Here is a 25,841-nt window from a genome sequence, read left to right on the forward strand (position 1 = left end):
ACCGCCACCGACCTGCGGTTCACCCGCAGCGGATGATGTGCCCGCGCCCCGTCGGGGGTGCGCTGGCGCCATGACCCGGTACCGCGTTCCTCATCCCCTCGATACGGCCGGACGCCTGGCGCGGTTCGCGCTGGGGGCCGCCGCCGACGTCACCGACACGGTGATCCGCAGGCTGACGGCCGCGGTCGTCGACCGGATGGACCTGGACGAACTCGTGTCGCGCGTCGACGTGAACCGGATCGCCGAACGCGTCGACGTCGACCGGATCGCGGCCCGGCTGAATCTCGACGCCGTGCTCGACCGTATCGATCTGGCCGTCCTCACCAAGGACGTGCTGGAGGAGATCGACCTCGGCCGTATCGTGCGCGACACCGGCGGCGGAATGGCCGACGAGACCGTCCACGGGCTCCGGGCCCGGAGCATGCGGGCCGATCGGATGGTGGACCGGATCGCCGACCACCTGCTGCGCAGACCCGACACGTCGGTTTCCGAACCGCCCCACCGGCAGACACCCTGACGGGGGCGCACCGTGACGGGGGCGGAGCGGGCCGAAGGTCCGCCGGGGGAAGCCGCAGGACTCGTGTCGCGGGCCCTGGCGGGCCTGGTCGACGCGTTCGTGGTCGCCGGGCTCGGGCTCGCCGTGCAGCTCGGGGCAGGCGCCCTGCGGCTGCTCGTCAGCGGGCCGCCGTTCCGGCTGCCGGACCCACCGGTCTGGCTGTCCGGTCTGTGCGGCTGGAGCATCGCCCTGCTCTATCTCGCGGCCGGCTGGGTCGTGACCGGCAGCACCGTGGGCGGCCGGCTTTTGGGCCTGCGCGTCACCGGCCGCTCGGGCAGGCTGCCGGGTGTCCTGCGCGCCCTCGCGCGTGCCGCGCTGTGCCTGCTGTTCCCCCTCGGCCTGCTGTGGATCCCGGTGAGCAGGCGCCGTGCGTCGGTCCAGGATCTCGTCCTGGCCACCACCGTCCACTACGACAGGATGTGACGGTCCGTCACCACTGTTCACGCGCCGGGCTGTTGCCTGGGCAGCATGGCCGCGGCGGCGAGTCCGCCCAGGCCGACGACGGCCAGGACGCCCAGAGCCACCGCGTACGGTCCCGCGGCGGGGTCGGCGACGAGGATCGTGCCCGCGATCGCCGTGCCGAGCGACGAGCCGAGGTTCGACACACTGCGGGAGAGCCCCGAGATCTCGCCCTGCCGCTCCTCGCCGAAGCTCGACTGGACGACATTGACCGACGGGGTGAGCATCACGCCGAGTCCGAGGCCGATGAGGAGCAGTCCGGGGGTGAAGGCCCAGACGCTCGGCGAGCCGGAGGCCATCACGATGAGCAGGGCGATCCCGCAGATCGTGACGCCGAAGCCCACGAGGATGAGCGTGCGCTGCGGCCACCGCTGCACCAGACGCTCGGCGGCGAGCGAGGCCGCGAGGATGCCGAGGGTGGCCGCGGTGAAGATCGCCCCGGTCTCGATGGCGTCGTACCCGCGTACGACCTGGAGATACGCGGCCACCACGAACGACACCCCCATCAGCATCAGCCACTGGGCGTGCTGGGTGACGAGCCCGAGGTTGGACGTGCGGTCGTGGAACAGGCTCGTCGAGAACAGCGGTTCCCGGCCGGACCGTTCCTTCGCGCGCACCCAGCGGAAGAGCCACACCAGGACGAGCGCGCCGAGCAGCAGCAGGCCCGCCATCAGCCAGCCGTTGTCGTCGGCGGCCAGGATGCCCATGACGACGAGGACCAGACCGACCGCCGACAGGACGGCGCCGCCCATGTCGAAGTGCCGCTCCGGCTCCGGCGGCAGGGGGTCCGGGACCTGGCGGCTCAGCACGATGATCAGGGCGACCACCGCCGCCTGGAAGACGAAGGCGGCCCGCCAGCCGATCGCCGAGGTGATGAGCCCGCCGATCAGAGGCCCCGCGGCGGCGCCGATCCCGCCCAGCGCCATGACGGTCCCGAACGCGCGGGCCCGGGAGGTCACATCGGGGAACAGCAGCGTGGTGAGGATGTAGACGGGCGGGATGAGCAGGGCCGTGCCGATCCCCTGGAGGATCGAGTAGCCGAGGCCGAGGATCGCGAGGCCCGGCGCGAGTGCGCTGAGCACGGCTCCCACCCCGTAGACGGTGAGGCCGGCGAGGAAGCAGCGTTTGCGGCCGTAGCGGTCGGTCAGCTTCCCGCCCGGGATCATCAGCGCCGCCATCGTCAGCAGGAAGACCGTGATGACGGTCTGCACGCCCTGGACGGTGGTGTCCAGGTCCTCGCTGATGTCGTTGATCATGACGTTCATGTTGGAGCCGGCGTAGCTGCAGATGAACTGGGCGAGCGCGAGCGGGGCCAGGACGCGTCGCGCGGGGCGCGCTGTCTGTCCCGGGGCCCTCGTTTCAGGGGGATTCGGTGGCATGGCCATGTCGGCTCCCGGACGTTCGGATGCGAACATCGTCCGTGGCCGCTGATCGCCCGTCATCACCCTTGCGAGGTGACGACGGGTTCGTACGCCACGGAGTAGATGTCGATGAGCGAGGGGACCGGGCGGAGGGCCGCGATGCCAGGTGACAGGAAGAGCGCTTCGAGCGTCCCGCCCGGCCTGCGTACGCTCCTGGCCTACCGGCGGGAGTGGCTCGCCAAGGACGTCGTCGCGGGCGTCGTCCTCACCACGCTGCTCGTGCCGCAGGGCATGGCGTACGCGGAGCTGGCGGGACTGCCCGCGATCACCGGGCTGTACACGTCCGTGCTCTGTCTGCTCGCCTACGCCGTGTTCGGCCCGTCCCGCATCCTGGTGCTCGGCCCGGACTCCTCGCTGGGCCCGATGATCGCCGCCACGGTCCTGCCCCTGATCGTCGCGGGAGGGGACAGCGGGCGGGCCGTGGCGCTCGCCTCGATGCTCGCGCTCATGGTCGGGGCGATCACGATCCTGGCGGGGGTGGCGAAGCTCGGCTTCATCGCCGACCTCATCTCCAAGCCCACGATGATCGGCTACATGAACGGCCTGGCGCTCACCATCCTGATCGGGCAGCTGCCGAAGCTGTTCGGCTTCAAGACGGACGCCGACGGGCTGCTCGCCGAGGTCGGGGACTTCTTCCAGGGACTGGCCGACGGGAAGGCGGTGCCCGCCGCCGTGGCGGTGGGCGTCACGGGGATCGTGCTGATCCTGGTCCTGCAGCGCTGGCTGCCGAAGGTGCCGGCGGTCCTCGTCATGGTGCTGCTGGCGATCGCCGCGACCTCGCTCCTCGACCTGGGCCGGCACGGCGTCGGCCTGGTCGGTGAACTCCCCCGCGGTTTCCCGCCGCTGACCTGGCCCGACATCCGTTGGGACGACCTCGGTCCGCTCTTCGTCGGCGCGCTGGGCATCGCGCTCGTCTCGCTCGCCGACACCATCTCCAACGCCACGGCGTTCGCCACCCGCTCGGGCCAGGAGGTCCGCGGCAACGAGGAGATGGTCGCGATCGGCGCGGCGAACATGGCGGCCGGGCTGTTCCAGGGCTTCCCCGTCAGTACGAGCGGGTCGCGCACGGCAGTGGCCGAACGGGCGGGCGCCCGGAGCCAGCTCACCGGGGTCGTCGGGGCCGGCCTGATCGTCCTCATGCTGGTGCTGCTCCCCGGGCTGTTCCGCAATCTGCCCCAGCCCGCGCTGGCCGCCGTGGTGATCACGGCGTCGCTGTCCCTGGCCGACCTCCCGGGGACGGTACGGCTGTGGCGTCAGCGCAGGACGGAGTTTCTGCTGACGATCGCGGCCTTCCTCGGGGTGGCCCTGCTCGGTGTGCTGCCCGGGATCGCGGTCGCCGTCGGTCTGTCCATCCTCAATGTCTTCCGGCGGGCCTGGTGGCCGTACAACACCGTTCTGGGACGGGTGCCGGGTCTTGAGGGCTACCACGACGTCCGCTCGTACCCCGAGGCCGAGCATCTGCCCGGACTGGTGATCCACCGCTTCGACGGTCCGCTGTTCTTCGCCAACGCCAAGGCGTTCCGCAACGAGGTGACACGGCTGGCCCTCGGCGAACCGCAGCCCGTCTGGGTGCTGATCGCGGCCGAGCCGGTGACCGACGTGGACACCACGGCCGCCGACGAACTGGAGGAACTGGACGAGTCGCTCAACGAACGCGGCATCAGCCTGGTGTTCGCCGAACTGAAGGACCCGGTGCGACGCAAGATCGAGCAGTACGGACTGACCCGGACCATCGAGCCGGACCACTTCTTCCCCACCATCGAGGCCGCCGTCGCCGCCTACCGGGAGAAGACCGGCGCCCGGTGGGCGGCGACGGACCGGCCGGCGCCTCCTCAGGACTGAACCGGCGGCCTAGCCGACGGACAGGACGTGCGTGCCCCAGGCGTCCAGGTCCACGAAGAGTCCGGGACCGGTCAGTTCGGCGCCGGAGCGCGGGTACCGGACGGCGTCGAGCAGACTCGTCAACGTCCTCTCCTCGGCGCCGAGTTCGGGCCACGGCAGGCGGATCCTCGCCTGGGCGCGGTGTCCGGAGAGGTTGACCACCGTCAGGAAACGGCCCGCCCCGCCCGACCAGCCCCAGGCGAGCAGATCGCGGTGGGAGGAGTTGTCGGGCCAGCCCTCGCAGGCGAGGAGCCGCCACTGTCCGGTGCGCATCCCGCTGCGGTGGACGGCGCCGAGCAGCGTCTCGTGGAAGGCGCGCAGCGCGAGGTCCGGTGTCTCGTCGGGCCGTCGGTCCAGGAAGACCGGCAGCTGGGTGCGGCGCCCGGTGAACTGCCCCTCGTGCCACAGGGTCGCCCCGGGCAGGGTGGCGATCATGACGGCCGCGGCCCGTTCCTTCGCCGGGTCCATCGTGTGCGCGGCCCGCGGCTCGTCGTGGTTCTCCAGGAACCGTACGAGCTTGCGCTGGTAGGTCTCGTCCGCCGTGAGGTGTCCGCGGACGGACCCGGGGCTCTCGTGCAGCAGCCGGTCGTAGAGCCGTTTGTCGTAGCAGAAGTCGAAGCCCTGCTGCTGGAGGTCGAACTCGCGGTCCCAGTACGCCTCGGCGGCGAAGACCATGTCGGGATGCGCGCGTCGTACGCCGGAGACGACGGTGGGCCAGAAGTCCTCCGCCGGCCGCTCCCCCGCGCGCTCGCCCCAGGTGCGGGCGAAGATGTCGTTCATCATGAGCATCGCCATGTCGCAGCGGACGCCGTCGCACTGGTCGCCGATCCGCATGAGGACGTCCGTGGTGGCCGCGCGCAGGGCGGGCTCGAAGGCGTTGAGCTGCACCACGTCCGGCCAGGGCGGGAAGAAGGGGTCGCGGCCACGGGCCAGGACCTGGCCCTCGACGGAGAGGTAGGCCGCCGGATCGCCGCGCAGGTCGTCCTCGCTCCCCCGGACGAAGTACTCGGGGTGCTCGGCCGTCCAGGGGCTGTCCGGCGCCACGTGGTTGGGCACGTAGTCGAGGAGCAGTCCGATGCCCCTGCCCGCCAGTTCGGCGCGCGCGGCGGCGAGTCCCGCGCTCCCGCCGAGGTCCGCGTCGACCTCGTAGCGGCGGATGCAGTACGGCGATCCGGCGATCTCCTCCTCGTGGAGGTCGGGCACGGCCCGGGTGAAGGCGGCGCGCAGGGACGGGTCCCGCAGCGCGATGTCCCGGCCCTGCGGGCTGCGCTCCCACACGCCCATGAGCCATACGGCGTCGATGCCGTGCGGGGTGATCTCGTCCCAGGCGTCCTTGGGGACGTCGCCCAGTCCTCCGTGGCGGCCGGTCCGCCGCTGGAGCTCGCGGAGCCAGACACGGGTGTTGACCTCGTGGACGACGGGCTGTGCGGGGATCGGGCTCATGGTGTCCCCTTCTTGGCGCGGTCGGTCAGGAAGTCGTTCGGGGTGAGCGTGCCGAAGACAGTCATCAGTGTGGCGACCAGTCCTGTCCAGCCGGTCTGGTGGGAGGCGCCCATCCCGGCGCCGTTGTCGCCGTGGAAGTACTCGTAGAAGGAGATGAGGTCCCGCCAGTGCGGGTCGTCCTGGAGGATCCGCTGGCCTCCGTGGACGGGCCTGCGTCCGTCCTCGCCGCGCAGGAAGAGCCGGGTGAGCCGCTCGGAGATCTCCTGGGCGACCTCGAAGAGGGTCATGCGGACGCCGGACCCCGTCGGGCACTCCACGGTGAGGTCGTCGCCGTAGAAGCCGTACAGGTTGAGCAGGGCCCGGACGACGAGGGCGTTCATGGGGAACCACACGGGTCCGCGCCAGTTGGAGTTGCCGCCGAACATCCCCGTGTCCGACTCGGCGGGCAGATAGCCGACCCGGTACTCCTCGCCGCGCACCCAGAAGCGGTAGGGGTGTTCGGCGTGGTGGCGGGAGAGGGACCTGATGCCGTAGGGGCTGAGGAACTCCTCCTCGGACAGCAGGTACGAGAGCACCCTGAGCAGTTTCTTCTCGTCGACCACGGACAGCAGCCGGGGCCCGCCCGACGTACCCGCCTGGACGGAGGTGAGCGTGACGGAGAGCGAGGGGTGGCGGTCCGCGAAGCGGCGCAGCCGGTCGCCGAGGCCGGACACCTTGGCCAGCTGGGCGGGCCGGAAGACGGTGGCCGCGCAGAGCGGGAGCAGTCCGACCATCGAGCGGACCTTGAGCCGTACGGCCTGGCCGTCGGGCAGCCGCAGGACGTCGTAGTAGAACCCGTCCTCCTCGTCCCAGAGTTCGTCGCCGAGGTCGCCGACCCGGTCCATGGAGGCGGCGATCCACAGGTAGTGCTCGAAGAACTTCAGGACCAGATCCTCGTACGCCTGGTTGTGCTCGACGAGTTCCACGGCTATCTGGAGCATCGCCTGGCAGTAGAGGGCCATCCACGCGGTGCCGTCGGCCTGTTCGAGCCGGCCGCCGGTGGGCAGGGGCGCGCTGCGGTCGAAGACGCCGATGTTGTCGAGGCCGAGGAAGCCGCCCTCGAAGACGTTGCGGTCGTCCGGGTCCTTGCGGTTGACCCACCAGGTGAAGTTCGTCAGGAGCTTCTGGAAGGCGCGCTCCAGGAACTCGCGGTCGGCGCGGCCGGTGGTGCGCTCCTCCATCAGATAGACGAAGTACGCGGCCCAGGCGTGCACCGGCGGGTTGACGTCGGCGAAGTTCCACTCGTAGGCCGGGATCTGGCCGTTGGGGTGCAGGAAGGTGTCCTTGAGCAGCAGTTCGAGCTGTTCCTTGGCGAAGCGGACGTCCACGGTCGCGAAGGCCACGGTGTGGAACGCCAGGTCCCAGGCGGCGAACCAGGGGTACTCCCACTTGTCGGGCATGGACACGATGTCGTCGCTGACCATGTGGAACCACTCGCGGTTGCGCACCCCGGGCCGCGGCATGCTCCAGGGGTCCAGGCCGTGCTCGGCCAGCCAGGTCTCCAGGTCGAACAGGTAGTACTGCTTCGACCAGAGCATCCCGGCGAGCGCCTGCCGCTGCACCCGGGCCCGGTCCTCGTCGGCGCCCTCGGGGGTCAGCCCGCGGTAGAAGGCGTCGGCTTCGGCGATCCGGTCCTCGAACACGGCCTCGAAACCGCGGACGTCGAAGCCTTGGGAGTCGAGGCCTTGGGAGCCGGCCGGCTGCGCGTCCGTGGGCGCGATCCTCAGCCGCAGTGTCGCCGAACCGCCCGCGGGGAGGGTGAGCGTGTGGTGCGCCGCCGCCTTGGTGCCCTCCCGGGCCGGATTGACGGCTTCCCGCTCGCCGTCGACCACGTACCTGCCGATACCGTCCTTGACGTACGGGGAGGAGTTGGGCGTGCCGAAGAGCCGCTCGGCGTTCGTCTCGTTCTCCGTGAACAGCAGCGGTACCTCTTCCCCGAACCGGCAGTCGTAGGTGCCCAGTTGCGGGTGCTCGGCGCGGATCGTCGCCGTGCCGTGCGGACCGCCGGCCGCGCTCATCCGCGGTTTCGGGGCGTCGCCGCCGTCCTGCCACGACCAGGTGTTGCGGAACCAGAGGGTCGGCAGGACGTGCAGGGTCGCCTCGTCGGGACCGCGGTTGTCGACGGTGACGCGGGCCAGTACGTCGTCGGACGACGCCTTGGCGTACTCCACCGTCACGTCGAAGTAGCGGCTCTCGTCGAAGACACCGGTGTCGAGGAGTTCGTACTCGTACTCCTGCCTGCTGCGTTCGCGATTGACGGCCACCAGGTCGTTGTACGGGAACTCGGCCTGCGGGTACTTGTACAGGTACTTCATGTAGGAGTGGCTCGGCGTGCTGTCCAGGTAGAAGTAGTACTCCTTGACGTCCTCGCCGTGGTTGCCCTCGCCGTTGGTGAGGCCGAAGGCGCGCTCCTTGAGGATCGGGTCGCGGCCGTTCCACAGGGCGAGCGCCAGGCACAGCCGCTGCTTCTCGTCGCAGATCCCGCCCAGTCCGTCCTCGCCCCACCGGTAGGTCCGGGAGCGCGCGTGATCGTGCGGGAAGTAGGACCACGCGTCACCGCCGTCGCTGTAGTCCTCCCGGACCGTGCCCCACTGACGCTCGCTCAGATAGGGGCCCCACAGACGCCATCGGCCCCCGTCGTCGCCGGTCGGACCGATCCGCTCGCCGCTCGTCCGCGCGTTCATCCTGGCTCCCTGTCACAGGCCTACCGGGGCTGCGTCAGTCTGTCCGGCCCCCTCCGGCGGTGCCTCACCTGCCGCGGGTGAGGCCCCCGGCGGTCCGTCCCCTCACCTGTGGCGGGTGACGCGCACCGGGCCGGAAGGCGGCTGGATGGAGGCGGACCACATCGAAGGGAGCGGTCATGGTCAGGATCGGACCTGTGCAACTGCTGACGGTCGAGTTCGGACCCGACGCGAAGTTCGAGGGAAGGATCATCGACGAGCTCGTGGCGCTCGACCGCAGCGGCCAAGTCCGCTTGCTGGACCTGCTCTTCGTACAGAAGGAGGCCGACGGAAGTCTCGTCACGCTCGACTACCAGGCCGAGGGCATGGGGCAGACCGTCGCCGCCCTGCTCGGCATCTCGCGCGAGGTGCTGGAGGGCGCGGAGGCGGAGTTCCCGTCGCTGGCCGAGGGGAACGCCTTCGGTCTCGCACCGGACGACATCCTGGGCCTGGCGGGGCAACTGACCCCGGGGACCGCCGCCGGCTTCGTCCTGCTGGAACACACCTGGGCCAGGGAACTGAGGGCGGCGATCCGCGACGCGGGCGGCGTGCCCGTCGCGGAGGGCTTCCTCACGGAGGAGTCCCTCGGCCTCGTGGTCGTGGAAATCACCGACGCCGTCGCGCGACTGGACGAGGCGGCCTCGGAACAAACCCGTAAGGGCCGGACGTCCGGCCGTGACACCAGGAGGTCCTGATGACCGATCTCGTCGTGCTCGGCTTCTCCGACAAGGAGAAGGCCGAATCCGTGCTGCGCCTCTCGAAGGACCTGTCCAAGCAGGAACTTCTCGACCTGGAGGACGCGGCGCTCGCCTGGCGGACCCCGGACGGCAAGATCCATGTCCGCCAGTCCTTCAGCCCCACCGCGCACGGAGCCGCCGGGGGCGCCCTGTGGGGCACGCTCTTCGGCCTGCTCTTCCTGATGCCGGTGTTCGGTGCCGCGGTCGGCGCGGGCACGGGCGCGCTCGCCGGGAAGCTCACGGACGTGGGCATCAACGACGCGTTCATCAAGGAGATCGCGGGCACGCTCGAACCGGGCCGGGCAGCCGTCTTCGCGCTCGTCCGGCGTTCGACGCCCGACCGGGTGCGCGAGGCGCTGCGTCCGTTCGGTCCCACCGTGCTGCGCACGTCGCTGACCAAGGAGCGCGAGGAGGAGCTGATCGCCACCCTGCAGCAGTGAAACCCGTCGACGCGCCCGGGCGAACTTCACCCGGGTGAGATGTGGCCCGCACCGGTCCGCGGCTTCCCGGTGCGGGCCACACTCTCGTCTGGCGGACGTCCACTGCGCTGGGAGCGAGGTACCACCGATGGACGAGCGGACAGAACGACGGCGCCCGCCGGACCCGCCTGCCCCGCCCCCGCCGGCCCGCGTCGGGACCTCTGTGAGACGGCAGCACCGAGCGCCCCGCATGTCCCCGCCCGGTGTGCCACCGCTGCCGACGTGGCTGGTCCCCCGCCCCCGGCTGACGGACCGTCTCTCGCAGGGCGTACTGGGCCCGTTGACCGTGGTCGTGGGCCCTGTGGGAGCGGGCAAGTCGGCGCTGGCGGTGGAGTGGGCGCACACGCGGCGTGCGCCGGGTCCGGTGGCCTGGGTGACCTGCGACGGGGCGGAGGAGCAGCCCGACGTCTTCTGGCCGCGCGTCCTGGCGGCGCTGCGCGAGGCGGAGATAGACCTGCCGTCACTCGCCGCCCCACCCCTCACACCCCCGGGCTTCATCGTCCCGGCCCCCCAGCCGCCCTTGAAGGAGCGCGACAACGGCGAGCACACCCCCGAACAGGGCCCGCCACAGGCACCCCTCAAGGGGCGCGAGGAACTGCGCGACCAGCCCCCACCCACCCGCAGCAGCGAGCACACCCCGGAACAGGGCGCACCACAGGCGCCCCCCAAGGGGCGCGAGGAACTGCGCGACCAGCCCCCACCGGCCCGCAGCCGACAACCAACCGCCAACGGCACGCCCCGGAGCACAGGTCTGTACGCCGCCGCCCCCGACGCAGTCGGACTCCACGGCTTCCCGGCCGCAGCGGTGCCACCCGGCCCGTCAGCAGGACAGCCCATGCTCGTGGCCGCCCTCGCGGCCGACCTCGCCGCCCGCGAGGAGCCCGTCGTCCTCGTCCTGGACGACTTCCAGCCGGAGAGCGGCTCACCGGTCGCCGAGGGCATGGTCCGGCTCCTCCGGCACGCGACCCCCGCCCTGCGGCTGGTCGTGGTCTCGCGCCGGGATCCGCCGCTGCATCTGCACCGGTACCGGCTGGCCGGCGACCTCACCGAACTGCGCACCGGGGACCTCGCCTTCGACGACCGGGAGACGGCGGCGCTGCTGGCCCAGCACGGTGTCGAGGTGCCACGGCCGGTGGTGAAGACCCTGCGCGAGCGGGCGGACGGCTGGGCGGCCGGCCTGCGGCTGGCCGCGATGTCCATGCAGGGGCATCCCCACCCGGAGCGGTTCGTGGCACGGTTCGCGGGCGAGGACGAGGCGATCGTCAGCTACCTGGTCGAGGAGGTCCTGGACGGCCAGCCCCCGGCGATGCGCAGGCTCCTGCTGACGACCAGCGTGCTGGACCATCTGAACGCCGAACTGGCCACCCAGGTCGCGGGCCAGGAGGCCGGCCGGCACTTCGCGGCGCTCGTCGCGCAGAGCTCCTTCCTGCAGCACATCGGTCACGGGTGGTACCGGTGCCACCGGATGTTCGCCGACGTCCTGCGGGTGCGGCTGCGCCACGAGGCACCGGACCTCGTGCCCGATCTGCACGGCCGGGCGGCCGAGTGGCTGGGCGAGCACGGACTCCTCGCCGAGGCGGTACGCCATGCCCTCGCCGCGGACGACCGCCGCTACGCCGACCGTCTCGTCGTGCATCAGCTGGCGATCGGGCAGGTCCTCGCCCTGACGAGCACCCGGCTGCCCGGCGAACTGCTGACCCGGACGCCGCCCGCCGGCCCCACGGGGGCCGCCCGGAAGGCCCCCGGACCGGAGTCCGCGCTCGTCACCTCGGCGGCGGCGCTCGCCCGGGGCGACGGGCCGGCCTGCACGGAGAGCCTCGCCCTCGCCGACCGGCTGATCGGGGAGCTGCCCGGGGGCGGCACCGACCGGATCGCCCGGTGCCGGCTGGCGCACTCCGTGATCCGGATGACGAGGGACCGCCCCCGGCACCTCACGGCGGCGAGGGCCGCCGCGGCGGACGCCGAGCGGCTCTTCGCCCGGCTGCCGCGCGGCCTGCTGGAGGACCGACCCGAACTGGTGGCGCTGACCCTGTCGGTCCGTGGCCGCGCCGAGCTGCGGGAGGGCGACCTCAAGGCGGCGGAGGCGTCCCTGACCACCGCCCTCAAGGCCGCCTCCGCGGCCGAGAACGGTGTCCTGCGCCGGGACTGCCTCTCCGAACTGGCGCTGCTTGAGGTGCTGCGCGGGCGGTTCCGGGCCGCGGACCAGTTCGCCGGGCACGCCCGGCACCCCGCACCGCAGGCCTCGTCGGAGCCGGACCCGTCCCTGGCCGCGCTGTACGTCGTACGGTCCTGGATCGGTCTGACGCGCCTCGACGTGCAGCGGGCACGGGGCGAACTCTCCCGGGCCCGTGCCACCCTGCGCCAGGTGCCCGACCCGTTCGTCACCGGCGTCGGCTCACTGGTCGCCAAACTCATGACCGCGGTGGAGACCGGCACGGCGCGACCCGAGACCCTGGACGCCATCCCCGACCTCACGGCGGACGGCTGGCTCGCCGAAGGGCTGCGGCAGTCGGTGCGGCACGCGTGCGCCGCCTCGCTCGACGAGGCACGCGCCCGCCGGCTCCCGGCGCGGTCGGTGTCCGGCGCGCGCGGCACGCCGGACCCCCTGCCGCGGGACGAGCGGGCCCCGGTCGAGTCGCTCAGCGCGCGCGAACGCGATGTCCTGCGTCATCTGGCGCAGATGATGACGACGGAGGAGATCGCCGACGAGCTGTACGTGTCGGTGAACACGGTGAAGACGCATCTCAAGAGCGTCTACCGCAAGCTCGCCGTGACCCGGCGTTCGGCGGCGGTACGGCGGGCCCGCGAACTCGAACTGCTGTAGAGCGAGCGCCCGCTGACGGTGTCTCAGACAAGCCCCAGTTGCCTCGCGCGGGCGACGGCGCCCGTGCGCGACGAGACCCTGAGTTTGCGGTAGACGGCCCGCACATGGCTCTTCACCGTGTTGTGCGAGATGAAGAGTTCCGAGCCGATCTGCCGCAGCGGCACGTCCTCCTGGAGCCGGACGAGCACCGCGTGCTCGCGTTCCGTCAGGAGGCCGGCCGGCGTCGCGGGATCCGGACGCCCGGCGTCGCCGGAGGGCACGGCGGCCAGCGCGGCCGACGCCTCGTCCAGCAACAGATGCGTACTGCGCGGGTCGCCCGACTCGGCGGCGATGTCCATGAGCGCGTCGGCGACCCACACCAGACACGCGGCCACCACGGTGTCCGTGTCCTCGGCAGCCCGGTCCAGAGCCCGTAACTGCCCCCTCAGCACGGAGACCCGCACGAAATCCGGCCCGTCGAAGTGCCCTTGCCTTCCTCCCCGTTCGGCCTTCAGGACGGTAGGCATACGACTCACCTCCTCGACAGAGAGCGAAGGGCGGTACACAGCAACCGTGCGGGCTGGATCTTGGGACGGGAAGGGGACTTAGGACCAATTCACCCAGATGCCGGACGGCGTCTACAACGCGTTGGGGGAGGCGGGATCCGTACCGGGACCGCGTCCCTCGGGCAATCGGCGCACTTCGACCAGCTCCAGTCCGAGGGCCTGAATGCGGTCCAGGATTCCGTACAGCGCCGCCTGGTCGAGCCGGGCGCCGTGCAGGACGGTCTCCGGCGGACTGACCGTGACGGTCAGCTCGGCGAAGGCGGAGCGGAAGGCCTGGGAGACCCTGCCCTTGATCCGGATCTCGAAATCCCCGCCCACGGGCCGCGCCTCGCCCCGCTCGGGTCCAGGACGTTCCTCCGCCGTTCCCATGCCGCGTCACCTCCGCTGCCCGGGGCCGGGTCACGTCTCCATTCTCACAGGCCGTGCGAAGGACACATCACACAGCGGGGGTGACGGAGACGGCCGGTCCGGTCCGCACACGGCTCCGACACTCATCCACAGCGGGTGAAGCTCAGCCCCCGGAATCAGCGGGATGCTCCTGCTCCCGACAAGGAGGTACCCGACATGGCTGAGCAGACCTCGGCAGGGCAGACCCGGCAGGGCCGGCCCCCGCAGGAACCCCGGATCAAGCCACTGATGGTCGGCGGGGTCGTCTTCGCCGTCTGCATGATGGCCATCGTGGGCGCGTACCAGGTGTTCGTCGGCATGGGCGCGTTGATGGAGGACAACTTCTACACCCGGGCGAACGACTACCCGTACGACCTCAACATCAATGTGTGGGGCTGGGTCCACCTGATCTCCGGGATCGTCATCGTGGCCGCCGCCTTCAGCGTGTTCAAGGGCAAGACCTGGGCGCGGGTCGTCGGCATCACGGTCGCCGCGCTGAGCGCGATGGAGAACTTCTTCTTCACCCCGTACTACCCGCTCTGGTCGATCGTGATCATCGCGTTCGACGTGCTGATCATCTGGTCCCTGGCCAGCTACGGCCACGCACAGGCCCACAAGGTCTACGGGGCGCCGATGTAGCCCGGCACCGTCCGGCCGACCCGGCTCGTGCGGCTCATGCGCCGGGCTCCGCCGGCCGTGCCGCCGTCGGGCGTGCGTGTCCGCGGGCCGACGGCAGGGCCAGCCGGGCGATCCGGGACCAGTCGAGCCTGGGCAGCGGCGAGCGCGTCCCCGGACGCTCGCGCGGCACCAGCACACGCAGCGCACCCGGCCGTGCCTCGCAGCGCACGGGGACGGTCAGGTTCAGTGCCTCCCCGTCGACGCCGACCGGGATCCGCTCCCGGTCGGCGTCGACGACCACCTCCCGCGCGGTGACCCGGGTCAGACCGGTGGCACGGCGTCCGCGCAGAAGTCCGGCGGCCTGGGCGGCACTGGCCACGTCGACCCCGACGACCCCCAACTCACCGCCGTCGAGGCGGGGTCGGCGGCCCAGCCCGGCGATGTCGCCCGTGCCGTAGGGGTTGTTGCTCACCAACAGCGCCTGCGGTGCCTCGAAGTCCGCCTCGCCGGCCCGGGCGGCGAGCCGCGCGCCGCGATGGCCCACGAGCAGGTCGGGGAGGAGTTCCAGGGTCGTACGGGTCTTGCCGTCGCGGTAGGCCGGGCTCTGCACCACCTCGGCGTACGCCCCGAACGACACGTTGTTGACGAAGGGGTGACCGGCCGCGCGGCCCAGGTCGACGCGGAGCAGCACCCCGTCGGTCAGGGCGTCGAGCGCCTTCGCCGGATCCTCGCGGTCGAGCCCCAGGTCGAGGGCGAAGTGGTTGCGGGTGCCGGCCGGCACCACCAGGAAGGGGAGGTCGAGCGAGGCGGCGACATCGGCCACCAGCGCCTGGGTGCCGTCCCCGCCCGCGACGCCGAGCAGATCGGCGCCCTCGCTCGCGGCCTTGCGCGCGAGTTCGGCGACGTCGGTGTCGCCCGGCCCCTCCAGGAGGAGGACCTGCGCGCCCAGTGCCTCGGCCTTCTCCCGCAGCCCGAACCGTTCCACCTTGCCGCCGCCCGAGCGCGGATTCATGATCAGGACGGGGTGCCGCACCCGCGGGGCGGGGTGCTCCGGTGTCCGGGCCGGTCCGTCGGCGCCGACGAGGGCTCTGCGGCCCGCGCCGACCGCGAACATCGACAGTGCCCCGGCCACGGCGACGACCCACGCCAGATGGGCCCGGGTGTACGCGACGACGATCCACACCGGTGCGGCGACGGCCAGCACGGCGGCGAGCAGCCGCCCTACGCTCCGTCGCGTGAGCACCCACCAGAGTGCCGCCGCCGTGACCGCCAGACCGGCCAGTCCCACAGCCAGCAGGGCGAAAGTCCGCAGTCCCGCGAACACGCCCAGCACCAGTACCGCCGCCGCGGCCGCCGCCAGCGCTCCGCGCGCCGACCACCGCTGCCCCCGCGTAGTGGGTTCCATGGCGTGACGATCGTTCGTGCCCGGCGGGGGCGCATCACCCCCGGCAGGGGATCCGCCCGTGGTTCCGCCCTTTCCTGGTTCCGTCAGTCCCAGCCAGGGACTGAGGAGGGCGTCGTGGGCCAGTACGTACCCGATCGCGATGCCGCCCGCGACGATCGCGAAGAAGAAGATGAGCCACGACAGCACCGTGAAGACGGAGCCGAGCGGCCCGTACCGGTCGACGCTCAGCTCCAGTGAGCGCGGCAGCCAGAGCCCGGACACGGCGGAGTACAGGACGACCCCGATCCCGGTGAGCAGGGCGCCCGGCAGCAGCGGCAGCCACGCCACCCGCCCGGCGAGCAGCAGGTGCTGCGTCCACCACCACATGAGGACCGCGGCGATCAGCTGAAGGGGGAACCCCAGGGCGGTCCCGACGCCGAATCCGTCGCGCAGGGTTCCCTGGGACACCAGCACGGTGACCCAGACCAGGAGCCACACGCCCCAGCGCCACACCACGGTCCGCAGTCCGGCGCGCGGCAGGTGCCAGGCGCGCTCGCACAGCCGTTGCAGTGCCCGGCTGAAGGCGGTCGCGGACAGGAGTGCCACCAGCACCCCGATCGCGCCCCAGGTCTCCAGCGAATCGGCGGCGCCCCGGTAGACCTCGTCCACCTGGGTCAGGACCGGTCCCGTGGTGCCCAGCTGGGTGCGCAGCGTGCCCACCAGTTCGCGGCGGATCGCGGGCGGAGTGAAGGACGCGATGGCGAAGAGCATCGGCAGCGCGGCCAGAAAGGCCTGCGCGGCGAGACGGGTCGCCATGTCCAGGATGCTCACGCTGACGAGCTGTCGGCCGACGGGGACCCCGATACGGCCCGTCATCGCCCGGGCGAGCCTCGTGAACACCATGCCCGTGCCCTCCCGGCCCCCGGAAACCTGTCGGCACGTCACCCTCTTCCCCGCCGGGCCGACGCGCCTCGCCCGGGGCGGGTGACACGGACCCGCGGGGCCGGGCCTGCGGTCCATCGCCTACGGTGCCGGTGTACCGACGACGAGGAGACGGTGATGACGCACGAGGCGCTGGTCATGGGGATCGGCGGCAAGGATCCGCAGCTGGACCCGGAGGCGTTCGTGGCGCCCACGTCCGTGGTCATCGGGGACGTCACCCTGCGGCCGGGCGCGAGCGTCTGGTACGGCGCGGTGCTGCGCGCGGACTGCGGTCCGATCGTGATCGGGGCCGACAGCAACGTCCAGGACAACTGCACGCTCCATGTCGACCCGGGGTTTCCGATCAGCATCGGGGAGCGGGTGTCCATCGGGCACAACGCCGTGGTGCACGGGGCGGTCGTCGAGGACGACTGTCTGGTGGGGATGGGGGCGACGGTCCTCAACGGGGCGGTGATCGGGGCGGGGTCGCTGGTCGCCGCGCAGGCGTTGGTGCCGCAGGGTATGCGGGTCCCTCCGGGGGTGCTCGTCGCAGGTGTTCCGGCGAAGGTCAAGCGCGAACTCAGCGCGGAGGAGCGGGAGGGGGTCTCCCTGAACGGGGTGTTCTACGTCGAACTGGCGAAGGCCCACCGGGACGCGCACGGGGGGTAGGGCGGGGGCCGGTCGTTGTCTGCGGGTCCACTGTGGCTGATCGCGCAGTTCCCCGCGCCCCTGAAAAACCCCGCCCACGACGGGCAGCCCCTTCAGGGGCGCGGGGAACTGCGCGGCCCACCCCCACCGACCCGCAGAGAACAGCCGGAGCCTGGGGGCCGTACGCCAAGTGCGGGACCGTTGTGGCTGGGCGCGCCGTTCCCCGCGCCCCTGATAAACACCGCCCACGACAGGCAGCCCCTTCAGGGGCGCGGGGAACTGCGCGGCCCACCCCCACCGGCCCGCAGACAACAGCCGGAGCCCTGGGGGCCGTACGCCAAGTGCGGGACCGTTGTGGCTGGGCGCGCCGTTCCCCGCGCCCCTACAGGGCCCCTTGCGGGGCTAGTCGGTCGCCGGGACCGGGTCCGCCGTCGGCTCCGCCTCCGCCGTCATCTTCTTTGCCTTGCGCTTCATGATCAGCATGGACGTGATGCCGATGAGGACGGCCAGCACCAGGCCCAGCCAGGAGAAGCGCTTGAGCCAGGATTCGGCCACCACGCCCACGTAGTAGATGACCGCCGTGGTGCCGCCCGCCCAGACGATGCCGCCGAGGACGTTGGCGATCAGGAACTTCCAGTACGGCATGCGCAGCACACCCGCGAGCGGGCCCGCGAAGATGCGCAGCAGGGCGATGAAGCGGCCGAAGAAGACGGCCCACATGCCCCACTTCTCGAAGGACCGCTCGGCGGTGGCGATATGCCCCTCGCCGAAGTGCTTGGGGAACTTCGCGCCGAGCCAGGCCAGCAGCGGGCGCCCGCCCTTGCGGCCGATGGCGTACCCGATGGAGTCACCGATGATCGCGCCGGCCGTCGCGCAGGCGCCGAGGATGACGGGGTTGATGTCACCGTGCTGGGAGGCGAGCAGCGCCGAGGAGACGAGGATGATCTCGCCCGGCAGCGGGATGCCCAGGCTCTCCAGGCCGATGACCAGGCCCACCAGCGCGTAGATGCTGACCGCAGGCACGGTCTCTAGCCATTCCTGGACGTGCAACGCCGGTTCCTCCCCATCACCGCGGTCCGGGCCGGGCCCGGCGTGCGCTCGGTCGCGCGCACGCCGGGAAGCCTACCGGTTCACGCCCCCTGTCCGACGGCCCGCCGGGCGCTCACACGGCCACCGTCGTACGCAGCCGCAGGTCACGCGAGGAGGCCCCGATCCATACGGTCCGCCGTCCGGTGCCGAGCACCCAGCCGTGCCGCCGCGGGTCCCACGAGGACAGCGTGCGTTCGTCGACGCGCACGGTGATCCTGCGCGACTCCCCCGCCTTGAGCCCGAGCCGCCGGTAGCCGCTCAGCACGCGGACGGCGCGCTCGACGCGCAGGTCCGGCGAGGGGCCCACGTACACCTGCGGGATGTCGACGCCGTCCCGCCGCCCGGTGTTGCGCACGGTGAGGACGACGTCCAGCCCGTCCCCGGTCCGTTCCACCGCCAGGTCCTCGTAGGCGAAGGAGGTGTACGAGAGTCCGTGCCCGAAGGGGAACAGCGGCCGCACGCCCTTGGCGTCGTACCAGCGGTAGCCGGCGTGGATGCCCTCGGAGTACTCCTCGACGCCGCTCACGCCCGGGTAGCGGCGCGGTTCGCCGGCGACGGGGTGGCTCTCGTCGTCGGCCGGGAAGGACTGGGTGAGCCGTCCGCCGGGGTCGCAGTCGCCGAACAGGACGGCCGCGGTGGCCGCCGCGCCCTCCTGGCCGGGGTAGTACATCTGCAGCACGGCGGCGGTGCGCTCCAGCCAGGGCATCGCGGTCGAGGAGGAGGTGTTGAGGACGACGGTGGTGCGCGGGTTGGCCGCGGTCACCGCCTCGATCAGGGCCGGCTGGTGGCCGGGGAGCGCGAGGGTCGTGCGGTCCTGGTTCTCGGTGGCGTCCTCGTAGGCGAAGAGGACGACGCTGTGCGCGGCGGACGCGGCCCGCACGGCCTCGGCCACGTCCTGGCCGCGGGACGCGCCGGTGACGCGCCGCAGCCGGAACGTCTGTCCCGTGTCCCCGCCCTTCGCGGTGATCTCAATCCGGTGACCGCCGGGGGTGAGGTCGAGCGTCTTGCGCCGTACCGCCATGCCGTCGGGGGCGGCCGACACGAGGCCGCCGGCGAACTGCTCGGCGAGCCCGGCCACCACGGGGAAGAGTTCCGTGCCGTCCAGGAGCACCTTGGGCCGCGTACCGGAGTAGTGGATGACGAAGGTCCACTCGTCGGTGTCCTCGACGGTGAGGGTGCCGTCGTAAGTCCAGGTCTTCCCCGCGGCGACGCGCTGTGCCTCGGGGGTGATGCCTGCCGAGAGGGCGTTCGTCGGGAGAGGCTTGCCGTACAGGTCCTCGCCGAGTGCGTACGCGACCCGGGCGTCCTCGCCCGCGCGGGATCTGATGGCTTTCAGGGGGCTGTCGGCGTGGTCGGGGACGACGTGGGCGCTGCCGCCGCCGCTGACGAACGGGAGGGAGCCGGTGGGGCCGATGACGGCGATGCTGCGGGCGGCCTCGCCGGTGAGGGGCAGTGCGGCGTTCTTGTTGTGCAGGAGGGTGGCGCCCGCCTTGGCGACCTCCAGGGCGACGGCGGCGCCCGCCGCGGGATCCCGGCGCGGGCGGGGCGGGGCGCTGCCGTCGAGGAGGCCGAAGTCGTCCATCGCGGTGAGGACGCGGCGTACGGACCGGTCGACGTACTCCTCGGAGACGCCGCCGTCGTGGACCGCGGTCTTCAGCGCGGCCCCGAAGTACCTGCTGTTCGGCATCTCCATGTCGAGGCCCGCGGTGAGCGAGGCGACGGTGCTGTGGGCGGCGTACCAGTCGGTCATCACCCAGCCCTCGAAGCCCCAGCGGTCGCGCAGGATGTCGGTGAGGAGTTCCTTGTTCTCGCAGGCGTAGACGCCGTTGACCTTGTTGTAGGCGCCCATGGCCGCGCGGGCTCCGGCGCCGACGGCGGCCTCGAAGCCGCGTAGTTCGACCTCGTTGAGGGTCTGCTCGTCAACCCGGACGTCGACGGTCTCGCGGTCCTTCTCCTGGTTGTTCATCGCGTAGTGCTTGACGGTCGCGATGAGTCCTTCGCCCTGGATGCCCTTGATCTCCTCGGCGACGAGGTCGGCGGAGAGCAGCGGGTCCTCGCTGAAGGTCTCGAAGTTGCGGCCCGCGTACGGGGTGCGGACGAGGTTGACCATCGGGGAGAGCAGCACGTCCTGGCCCAGCGCGCGGCCCTCGTGGCCGATGACCCGGCCGTAGCGGCGGGCGAGGTCCGGGTCGAAGGCGGAGGCGAGCAGGACGGGTGCGGGCAGGGCGGTGGCACGCCGCTTGACGCGGACTCCGGCGGGGCCGTCGGCGAGGCGCAGGGGCGGGATGCCGAGCCGTGGCACGCCGGGGACGTAACCGGCCTGGCCGAGGGCCTTCGGGTCGGTGGCGCCGTGCAGCAGGGAGATCTTCTCGTCCAGGGTGAGCCGGGCGAGCAGGCTCTCGACGCGGGGGCCCGCGGCCGGTTCCCGTACGGCCGCACGGGCGGACGCGGGAGTGCCGGTGGTCGCGGCGAGGGCCACGGCGGTCGCGCCGCCCAGCAGGCGCAGGACGGACCGGCGGGACACGGGCCGCCGGGAGACGGGGTCGGACATGAGGCGTCACTCCTCGTTGGGTGCGGGCACGAGGAGGTGAACCGCGGGGCGCGCGGGCGGCCGTGCTGGTTCGCCCTCCGGACGCACTATGCGACAAAAGGGACTTTCCACAGTGTTAGGCGCCACCGTCACAGCAGAAAATATGACCGCACCGGTCGGTCAGAACGTCGGGCCGGCCAGGGACTGTTCCGTCCAGATGATCTTGCCGTCCTGGGTGTAGCGGGTCCCCCAGCGCTGTGTGCACCGGGAGACCAGGAAGAGACCCCGGCCGCCCTCGTCGGTCGTCTTCGGATGGCGCAGGTGCGGGGCCGTCGGGCTGGCGTCCCACACCTCGCAGAACAGGGTCCTCGACATGATCAGCCGCAGCCTGATGGGGCCGTCCGCATGCCGGATCGCGTTGGTGAACAGCTCGCTGACGACGAGTTCGGTCGTGAAGGTCAGCTCGTCGAGACCCCATTCGCACAGCTGCCGCGAGGTGCGCTTGCGGACCTCGGCGACCGAGGCCGGGTCAGCGGGCAGCTCCCAGGACACCGTCCGGTCCGCCGGCAGGCGGCGGGCGCGGGCCATCAGCAGCACCACGTCGTCCGGCGGACGCGCGGGGACCAGGGCGTCGACGACGGCACGGCAGCGGTCGTCCAGTCCGGAGGTCTGCCGTTCGAGTACGCCGCGCAGCCGTTCCCGGTCGGCGGCGGCGTCCCGGCGGTCCGCGGGCCCCTCGGCGGCGAGCAGGCCGTCGGTGCCCAGGGTGAGCACGCTGTCTTCCGCCAGCCGCAGCTCGACGGACTCGAAGGGCGGTCCGCCGACGCCCAGTTCGGGCCCCTGCGGGAGGTCGGGGAAGTCCACCGAGCCGTCCGGGGCGACGACGGCGGGCAGGCCGTGGCCCGCCGCGGCCATCGACAGCCGGCCGCCGACCGGGTCGTACACGGCGTAGAGGCAGCTGGCGCCCTTCGCGCGGACGCCGTCGGCGCGGGGTGCCGTCCCGGGGGCGGCCTCCTGTCCGGCCCGGTCGACCAGGTCGTCGAGGTGGGCCAGCACCTCCTCGGGCGGCAGGTCCAGGTCGGCGAGGGTCTGCACGGCGGCGCGCAGCCGGCCCATGGCGGCGGCGGCCTCGATGCCGTGCCCGACGACGTCGCCCACCACGAGCGCGACCCGGGCGCCCGACAGCGGGATGACGTCGAACCAGTCCCCGCCGAGGCCCGTCAGCTCGTCGGCCGGCCGGTAGCAGGCGGCGACCTCCATCGCGTCCTGTTCGGGCAGCCGGTGCGGCAGCAGATGGCGTTGCAGGACCAGCGCCGCGTCGCGTTCGCGGGTGTAGCGGCGGGCGTTGTCGAGACACAGGGCGGCGCGGGCCACGAACTCCTCGGCGAGGCCCAGGTCGTCGTGGTCGAAGGGTTCCTTGCGGCGGCTGCGGAAGAACGTGGTGATGCCGAGCGTGGTGCCGCGGGCCCGGACGGGCACGATCATCGCGGTGTGCGGTCCGGGGCCGGGGAGGGCGGCGGGCCCGCCCCGGGACGGGTCCGCGGTCCACGCCCCGGCCGGTGGGTCGAGGCGCTCCCCGATCCAGGAGCCGCCGCCGGTCAGGGCGGCGATCGGGGGTGAGTCGGCGCGGTACCGGGCCACCTGCCCGATCCCGGCGGACCCGGGCTCCTGCGCGTCGACCGACCGGTGGCCGGCCCGGCGCAGCGGTACGGCGTCCGGCCCGCCGAGGGGTCCGTCCGCCGGTCCGTCCGCCGGTCCGTCCGCCGGTCCGGGCGCCGGTCCGGGCGTCGGCTCACCGCCTTCGAGGACGGTCTCCAGCAGGTCGACGGTGACCAGGTCGGCGAGTCCCGGCACCGCGAGGTCGGCCAGTTCCTGGGCGGTGCGGGCCACGTCCAGGGTGCGGCCGAGGCTCTTGCCCGCCCGGTCCAGGAGGGTGAGGCGTTCCCGGGCCCGGTAGCGCTCGGTGACGTCCACGACGGTGTAGTACACGCCGAGCGGGGTGCCCTGGTCGTCGTCGAGCCGGGTGAAGGACATGGCGTGGGCGGTCTCCCGGTGCGGTGCCGAGCGGACCGTGCCGACGTGTTCGTAGCCCGCGACGGTCTCGCCGCTCTCCAGGACCTGGCGCATCACCCCCTCCAGGGCGGCGGCGTCCAGTCCCGGCTGTATGTCCCCGAGCCGTTTGCCGATGCGCTCGTGGCCGGGTCCGCCGCCGAACTGTTCCAGGGCGGCGTTCGACCAGACGAAGCGCAGGTCGGTGTCGACGATGGCGATGCCGATCGGCGAGTGGGCGGCCATCCGCTCCAGCACCCCGCGGCTCATGCCCCAGCCGGGGGTGCCCGCGGTGTCGGCGGCCAGGGCCACCCAGCGGGGCGGGCCGTCCGCGGCCTCCACGGCGGGCAGGACCCGTACGGTGGCGACGACCGGGTGGCCGTCCCGGTGGCGCACCGCGAGGAGCCCGGTCCAGCGACCGTCCCGTACGCACCGGCGGGCCAGGCCGGGCAGGCGCGCGGCGTCCTCGGGCATCAGCAGGTCCGCGACGGGACGGCCCACGGCTTCGGCGCTGCGGTGGCCGAACAGCCGTTCGGCGTCGGCGGTCCAGCCGGACACCGCCGCGTGGGCGTCCAGCAGCACCACCGCGGCGTCCGCCACGTCGAACCGGCGCGGCGGCACGCCGTTCTCCTCGCTCGTCGACACCCTGACCCTCTCCGTCGCTGGGAGTGGTCTTCCCGCGTGGCGCGCCCGGTGCACGCGCCGCACGGGCCCAACGTACCGCCGCGGTGGGCCGGTGAGCCCGGCGGACGCACCCGATCAGGGGCGGACGAGCAGCTGGAAGTCGAAGGTGTAGCGGGCCGCCCGGTAGACGTGGGTCCCGTACTCCACGGCCCGTCCGGTGTCGTCGTAGGCCGTGCGCCGCATGGTGAGCAGCGCGGCTCCGGCCGGTTCGTGGAGCAGTGTGCCCTCCTCCGCGGTGGCGCTCCGGGCGCCCACGGTCTGGTGGGCGCTGTGCAGGGTGATGCCGGCGGACTTCATCAGCCGGTAGAGGCCGGTCGCCTCCAGTCTCGCGGTGTCCAGGTCGAGGAGGGTGGCGGGCAGATGGTTGCGCAGGTGGGCGACGGGTTCGCCGTGGGTGGTGCGCAGCCGCTCCAGCACGATGACGTCCCGGCCCTCGGGGATGCCGAGGGCCGCGGCGACCTCCGCCGAGGCCGACTCGATCTCGTTGCGCAGCACCCGGGTGCCGGGGCTCTGTCCGGCGGTGGCCAGGTCGTCGTACAGGCTGCTCAGTTCGAGGGAGCGTCTGACCTGGCTGTGCACCACCTGGGTGCCGATGCCCCGGCGGCGTACCAGCAGGCCCTTGTCCACCAGGGACTGGATCGCCTGGCGGACGGTGGGCCGGGACAGGCCGAGGCGGGCGGCGATGTCCACCTCGTTGCCCAGCAGGTCGCCCGGGGCGAGCGCCCCGTGCTCGATCGCGGACTCCAGTTGCTGGGCGAGCTGGTAGTAGAGCGGGATCGGGCTGCCCCGGTCCAGGGCGACCTCCAGCCGGTCGAAGGCCCCGGCGGTGGCCGGACGTGTGGTTCCGGTCTCTGCCACTCGTGCCCCTTCCTTCGGACTGTACGTGCGCGGGTGGCTCCGTCGGAGCGTCAGGAATGGCTCGGGAAGCCGAGGTTGATGCCGCCGCTGTCGGCCGGGTCGGGCCAGCGGGTGGTGATGACCTTGCCCTGGGTGTAGAAGGCGACGCCGTCGTTGCCGTAGATGTGGTGGCCGCCGAAGAGGGAGTCCTTCCAGCCGCCGAAGGAGTGGTAGCCGACGGGGACGGGGATCGGCACGTTGACGCCGACCATGCCGGCCTGGACCTCCAGCTGGAAGCGGCGGGCGGCGCCGCCGTCCCGGGTGAAGATCGCGGTGCCGTTGCCCCAGCGGGAGGCGTTGATCAGCGCGATGCCCTCGTCGTAGGTCGCGGCGCGGACCACGCACAGCACCGGGCCGAAGATCTCGTCCCGGTAGGCGTCCGCGGTGACCGGGACCTTGTCGAGGAGCGAGACGCCGAGGAAGAAGCCGTCCTCGTGGCCGGGCACGGTGAAGCCGGTGCCGTCCACGACGACCTCGGCGCCCTGGGCGGCGGCGCCCGCGACGTAGGAGGCGACCTTGTCGCGGTGCTCGCGGGTGATGAGCGGGCCCATCTCGGAGGCCGGGTCGCTGCCGGGGCCGATCTTCAGGCCCTTGGCCCGCTCGGCGATCTTCTCGACCAGTGCGTCCCCGGTGTCGCCGACGGCGACGACGACCGAGACGGCCATGCAGCGCTCGCCGGCCGAGCCGTAGGCCGCGCTGATGGCCTGGTCGGCGGCGAAGTCCAGGTCGGCGTCGGGCAGGACCAGCATGTGGTTCTTGGCTCCGCCGAGGGCCTGCACGCGCTTGCCGTGCTCGATGCCCTTGATCTGGATGTACTTGGCGATGGGCGTGGAGCCGACGAAGGAGACGGCGGTGATGTCCGGGTGCTCCAGGAGGCGGTCGACGGCCGCCTTGTCGCCGTGGACGACGTTGAGCACGCCGTCCGGCAGTCCGGCCTCGCTCGCCAGCTCGGCCAGCCGAACGGAGGCGGAGGGGTCCTTCTCGCTCGGCTTGAGCACGAAGGTGTTGCCGCAGGCGATGGCGAGCGGGAACATCCACATCGGCACCATGGCCGGGAAGTTGAACGGCGTGATGCCCGCGACGACCCCGAGGGGCTGGCGGATCGCGGCCACGTCGACCCGGGTGGAGACCTGCGTGGACAGCTCACCCTTGAGCAACTGCGGGACCGAGCAGGCGAGTTCGACGATCTCCATGCCCCGGGCGACCTCGCCGAGCGCGTCGGAGTGCACCTTGCCGTGCTCGGCGGTGATCAGTTCGGCGATCTCGTCGCGGTACGCGTCGAGCAGTTCGCGGTACTTGAAGAGGACCGAGGTGCGCTTGGCGAGCGAAGCGGTGCCCCAGCTCTCGAAGGCGGCCTTCGCGGAGGCGACGGCGGCGTCCACCTCGTCCACGGAGGCGAAGGGCACCTGCTTCTCCTGGGCGCCCGTGGCCGGGTTGCAGACGGGTCCGAAGCGGTCGGAGGCACCCGCGACGGGCTTCCCGCCGATCCAGTGGTCGATGTTTTTCATGCGGTGCCGGTCCTTAATCGTG

19 protein-coding genes and 1 pseudogene are annotated in these 25,841 nt (G+C 72.3%); 8 read left to right on the forward strand and 12 right to left on the reverse strand.

The genetic code is table 11. The features are described 5' to 3' along the window. The first annotated feature begins 70 nt into the window (after positions 1–70). Complete coding sequence (locus tag J8N05_RS38545; RefSeq protein WP_210891490.1) at positions 71–517, forward strand: hypothetical protein; 447 nt, start codon at positions 71–73, stop codon at positions 515–517. Positions 518–580: 63 nt separating this feature from the next. Then, the gene (locus J8N05_RS38550) at positions 581–979 is read left to right on the forward strand and encodes an RDD family protein (protein ID WP_210891492.1); all 399 of its coding nucleotides are present in this window, start codon (positions 581–583) and stop codon (positions 977–979) included. A gap of 17 nt (positions 980–996) precedes the next feature. Here J8N05_RS38550 and J8N05_RS38555 read toward each other — a convergent pair whose 3' ends face one another. Further along, a complete protein-coding gene (locus tag J8N05_RS38555) occupies positions 997–2,394 on the reverse strand; it encodes an MFS transporter (RefSeq protein WP_407700018.1) in 1,398 nt (465 codons plus the stop codon). 141 nt (positions 2,395–2,535) lie between these two features. Here J8N05_RS38555 and J8N05_RS38560 point away from each other — a divergent pair, with 141 nt between their 5' ends. Further along, positions 2,536–4,278: a SulP family inorganic anion transporter gene (locus J8N05_RS38560; protein WP_210891496.1), complete on the forward strand. Its 1,743-nt coding sequence runs from the start codon at positions 2,536–2,538 to the stop codon at positions 4,276–4,278. Positions 4,279–4,287: 9 nt separating this feature from the next. Here the strand turns inward: J8N05_RS38560 and J8N05_RS38565 are convergent, their stop codons facing one another. After that, on the reverse strand, positions 4,288–5,760 hold the full coding sequence (locus J8N05_RS38565; RefSeq protein WP_210891499.1) for an alpha-amylase family protein: 1,473 nt from the start codon (positions 5,758–5,760) through the stop codon (positions 4,288–4,290). Further along, positions 5,757–8,483, reverse strand: coding sequence for an MGH1-like glycoside hydrolase domain-containing protein (locus J8N05_RS38570; RefSeq protein ID WP_210891500.1), 2,727 nt, complete (start codon positions 8,481–8,483; stop codon positions 5,757–5,759). Before J8N05_RS38570 ends, J8N05_RS38565 begins: the two co-directional genes overlap by 4 nt. Before the next feature lie 176 nt (positions 8,484–8,659). On the opposite strand from J8N05_RS38570, the gene J8N05_RS38575 reads away from it, so the two are divergent. From J8N05_RS38575 to J8N05_RS38590, 3 genes are all read left to right on the forward strand, one after another. Further along, complete coding sequence (locus J8N05_RS38575) at positions 8,660–9,214, forward strand: DUF1269 domain-containing protein (protein WP_210891503.1); 555 nt, start codon at positions 8,660–8,662, stop codon at positions 9,212–9,214. Further along, positions 9,214–9,696, forward strand: a complete 483-nt coding sequence (locus tag J8N05_RS38580; protein WP_210891505.1) for a DUF1269 domain-containing protein — start codon at positions 9,214–9,216, stop codon at positions 9,694–9,696. Before J8N05_RS38575 ends, J8N05_RS38580 begins: the two co-directional genes overlap by 1 nt. Positions 9,697–9,925: 229 nt before the next feature. Then, the gene (locus J8N05_RS38590; protein WP_247706871.1) at positions 9,926–12,559 is read left to right on the forward strand and encodes a LuxR C-terminal-related transcriptional regulator; all 2,634 of its coding nucleotides are present in this window, start codon (positions 9,926–9,928) and stop codon (positions 12,557–12,559) included. A gap of 23 nt (positions 12,560–12,582) precedes the next feature. Here J8N05_RS38590 and J8N05_RS38595 read toward each other — a convergent pair whose 3' ends face one another. Continuing rightward, positions 12,583–13,065, reverse strand: a complete 483-nt coding sequence (locus J8N05_RS38595) for a LuxR C-terminal-related transcriptional regulator (protein ID WP_210891507.1) — start codon at positions 13,063–13,065, stop codon at positions 12,583–12,585. Positions 13,066–13,176: 111 nt separating this feature from the next. Next, positions 13,177–13,473 (reverse strand): hypothetical protein, encoded by a 297-nt coding sequence (locus tag J8N05_RS38600; RefSeq protein ID WP_210891509.1) that lies wholly within the window; start codon positions 13,471–13,473, stop codon positions 13,177–13,179. Positions 13,474–13,668: 195 nt separating this feature from the next. Between J8N05_RS38600 and J8N05_RS38605 the strand changes: the two genes are divergently transcribed. After that, positions 13,669–14,130, forward strand: coding sequence for a DUF7144 family membrane protein (locus tag J8N05_RS38605; RefSeq protein ID WP_210891510.1), 462 nt, complete (start codon positions 13,669–13,671; stop codon positions 14,128–14,130). A 34-nt stretch (positions 14,131–14,164) separates the two neighbouring features. Here the strand turns inward: J8N05_RS38605 and J8N05_RS38610 are convergent, their stop codons facing one another. Then, positions 14,165–15,514, reverse strand: coding sequence for a diacylglycerol/lipid kinase family protein (locus tag J8N05_RS38610; protein ID WP_210894121.1), 1,350 nt, complete (start codon positions 15,512–15,514; stop codon positions 14,165–14,167). Between the two features lie 126 nt (positions 15,515–15,640). Then, a pseudogene (locus J8N05_RS38615) lies at positions 15,641–16,513 on the reverse strand (YhjD/YihY/BrkB family envelope integrity protein); the annotation flags it as partial. Positions 16,514–16,552: 39 nt separating this feature from the next. On the opposite strand from J8N05_RS38615, the gene J8N05_RS38620 reads away from it, so the two are divergent. Then, on the forward strand, positions 16,553–17,083 hold the full coding sequence (locus tag J8N05_RS38620; protein WP_210891512.1) for a gamma carbonic anhydrase family protein: 531 nt from the start codon (positions 16,553–16,555) through the stop codon (positions 17,081–17,083). Between the two features lie 381 nt (positions 17,084–17,464). Here the strand turns inward: J8N05_RS38620 and J8N05_RS38625 are convergent, their stop codons facing one another. The 5 genes from J8N05_RS38625 to J8N05_RS38645 all read right to left on the reverse strand — a co-directional run bounded on the left by J8N05_RS38625 (position 17,465) and on the right by J8N05_RS38645 (position 25,819). After that, positions 17,465–18,112 (reverse strand): DedA family protein, encoded by a 648-nt coding sequence (locus J8N05_RS38625; protein WP_210891514.1) that lies wholly within the window; start codon positions 18,110–18,112, stop codon positions 17,465–17,467. Positions 18,113–18,224: 112 nt separating this feature from the next. Beyond that, the gene (locus J8N05_RS38630) at positions 18,225–20,702 is read right to left on the reverse strand and encodes a beta-glucosidase family protein (RefSeq protein WP_210891516.1); all 2,478 of its coding nucleotides are present in this window, start codon (positions 20,700–20,702) and stop codon (positions 18,225–18,227) included. Positions 20,703–20,861: 159 nt separating this feature from the next. Beyond that, on the reverse strand, positions 20,862–23,375 hold the full coding sequence (locus J8N05_RS38635; RefSeq protein ID WP_210891518.1) for a SpoIIE family protein phosphatase: 2,514 nt from the start codon (positions 23,373–23,375) through the stop codon (positions 20,862–20,864). A gap of 114 nt (positions 23,376–23,489) precedes the next feature. Continuing rightward, entirely contained in the window at positions 23,490–24,272 is a 783-nt protein-coding gene (locus tag J8N05_RS38640; RefSeq protein WP_210891519.1) for a GntR family transcriptional regulator, read from the reverse strand. A 50-nt stretch (positions 24,273–24,322) separates the two neighbouring features. Beyond that, complete coding sequence (locus J8N05_RS38645; RefSeq protein ID WP_210891521.1) at positions 24,323–25,819, reverse strand: CoA-acylating methylmalonate-semialdehyde dehydrogenase; 1,497 nt, start codon at positions 25,817–25,819, stop codon at positions 24,323–24,325. Positions 25,820–25,841: the final 22 nt, after the last annotated feature.

This window comes from Streptomyces liliiviolaceus, assembly GCF_018070025.1.
GTDB lineage: Bacteria > Actinomycetota > Actinomycetes > Streptomycetales > Streptomycetaceae > Streptomyces > Streptomyces liliiviolaceus.

Bases quoted from the DNA above. Each gene is read 5' to 3' on its own strand.
- J8N05_RS38545 (WP_210891490.1), top strand. From the start codon at position 71: ATGACCCGGTACCGCGTTCCTCATCCCCTCGATACGGCCGGACGCCTG.
- J8N05_RS38555 (WP_407700018.1), bottom strand. From the start codon at position 2,394: ATGCCACCGAATCCCCCTGAAACGAGGGCCCCGGGACAGACAGCGCGC.
- J8N05_RS38560 (WP_210891496.1), top strand. From the start codon at position 2,536: ATGCCAGGTGACAGGAAGAGCGCTTCGAGCGTCCCGCCCGGCCTGCGT.
- J8N05_RS38565 (WP_210891499.1), bottom strand. From the start codon at position 5,760: ATGAGCCCGATCCCCGCACAGCCCGTCGTCCACGAGGTCAACACCCGT.
- J8N05_RS38570 (WP_210891500.1), bottom strand. From the start codon at position 8,483: ATGAACGCGCGGACGAGCGGCGAGCGGATCGGTCCGACCGGCGACGAC.
- J8N05_RS38575 (WP_210891503.1), top strand. From the start codon at position 8,660: ATGGTCAGGATCGGACCTGTGCAACTGCTGACGGTCGAGTTCGGACCC.
- J8N05_RS38580 (WP_210891505.1), top strand. From the start codon at position 9,214: ATGACCGATCTCGTCGTGCTCGGCTTCTCCGACAAGGAGAAGGCCGAA.
- J8N05_RS38590 (WP_247706871.1), top strand. From the start codon at position 9,926: ATGTCCCCGCCCGGTGTGCCACCGCTGCCGACGTGGCTGGTCCCCCGC.
- J8N05_RS38595 (WP_210891507.1), bottom strand. From the start codon at position 13,065: ATGCCTACCGTCCTGAAGGCCGAACGGGGAGGAAGGCAAGGGCACTTC.
- J8N05_RS38600 (WP_210891509.1), bottom strand. From the start codon at position 13,473: ATGGGAACGGCGGAGGAACGTCCTGGACCCGAGCGGGGCGAGGCGCGG.
- J8N05_RS38605 (WP_210891510.1), top strand. From the start codon at position 13,669: ATGGCTGAGCAGACCTCGGCAGGGCAGACCCGGCAGGGCCGGCCCCCG.
- J8N05_RS38610 (WP_210894121.1), bottom strand. From the start codon at position 15,514: ATGGAACCCACTACGCGGGGGCAGCGGTGGTCGGCGCGCGGAGCGCTG.
- J8N05_RS38620 (WP_210891512.1), top strand. From the start codon at position 16,553: ATGACGCACGAGGCGCTGGTCATGGGGATCGGCGGCAAGGATCCGCAG.
- J8N05_RS38630 (WP_210891516.1), bottom strand. From the start codon at position 20,702: ATGTCCGACCCCGTCTCCCGGCGGCCCGTGTCCCGCCGGTCCGTCCTG.
- J8N05_RS38645 (WP_210891521.1), bottom strand. From the start codon at position 25,819: ATGAAAAACATCGACCACTGGATCGGCGGGAAGCCCGTCGCGGGTGCC.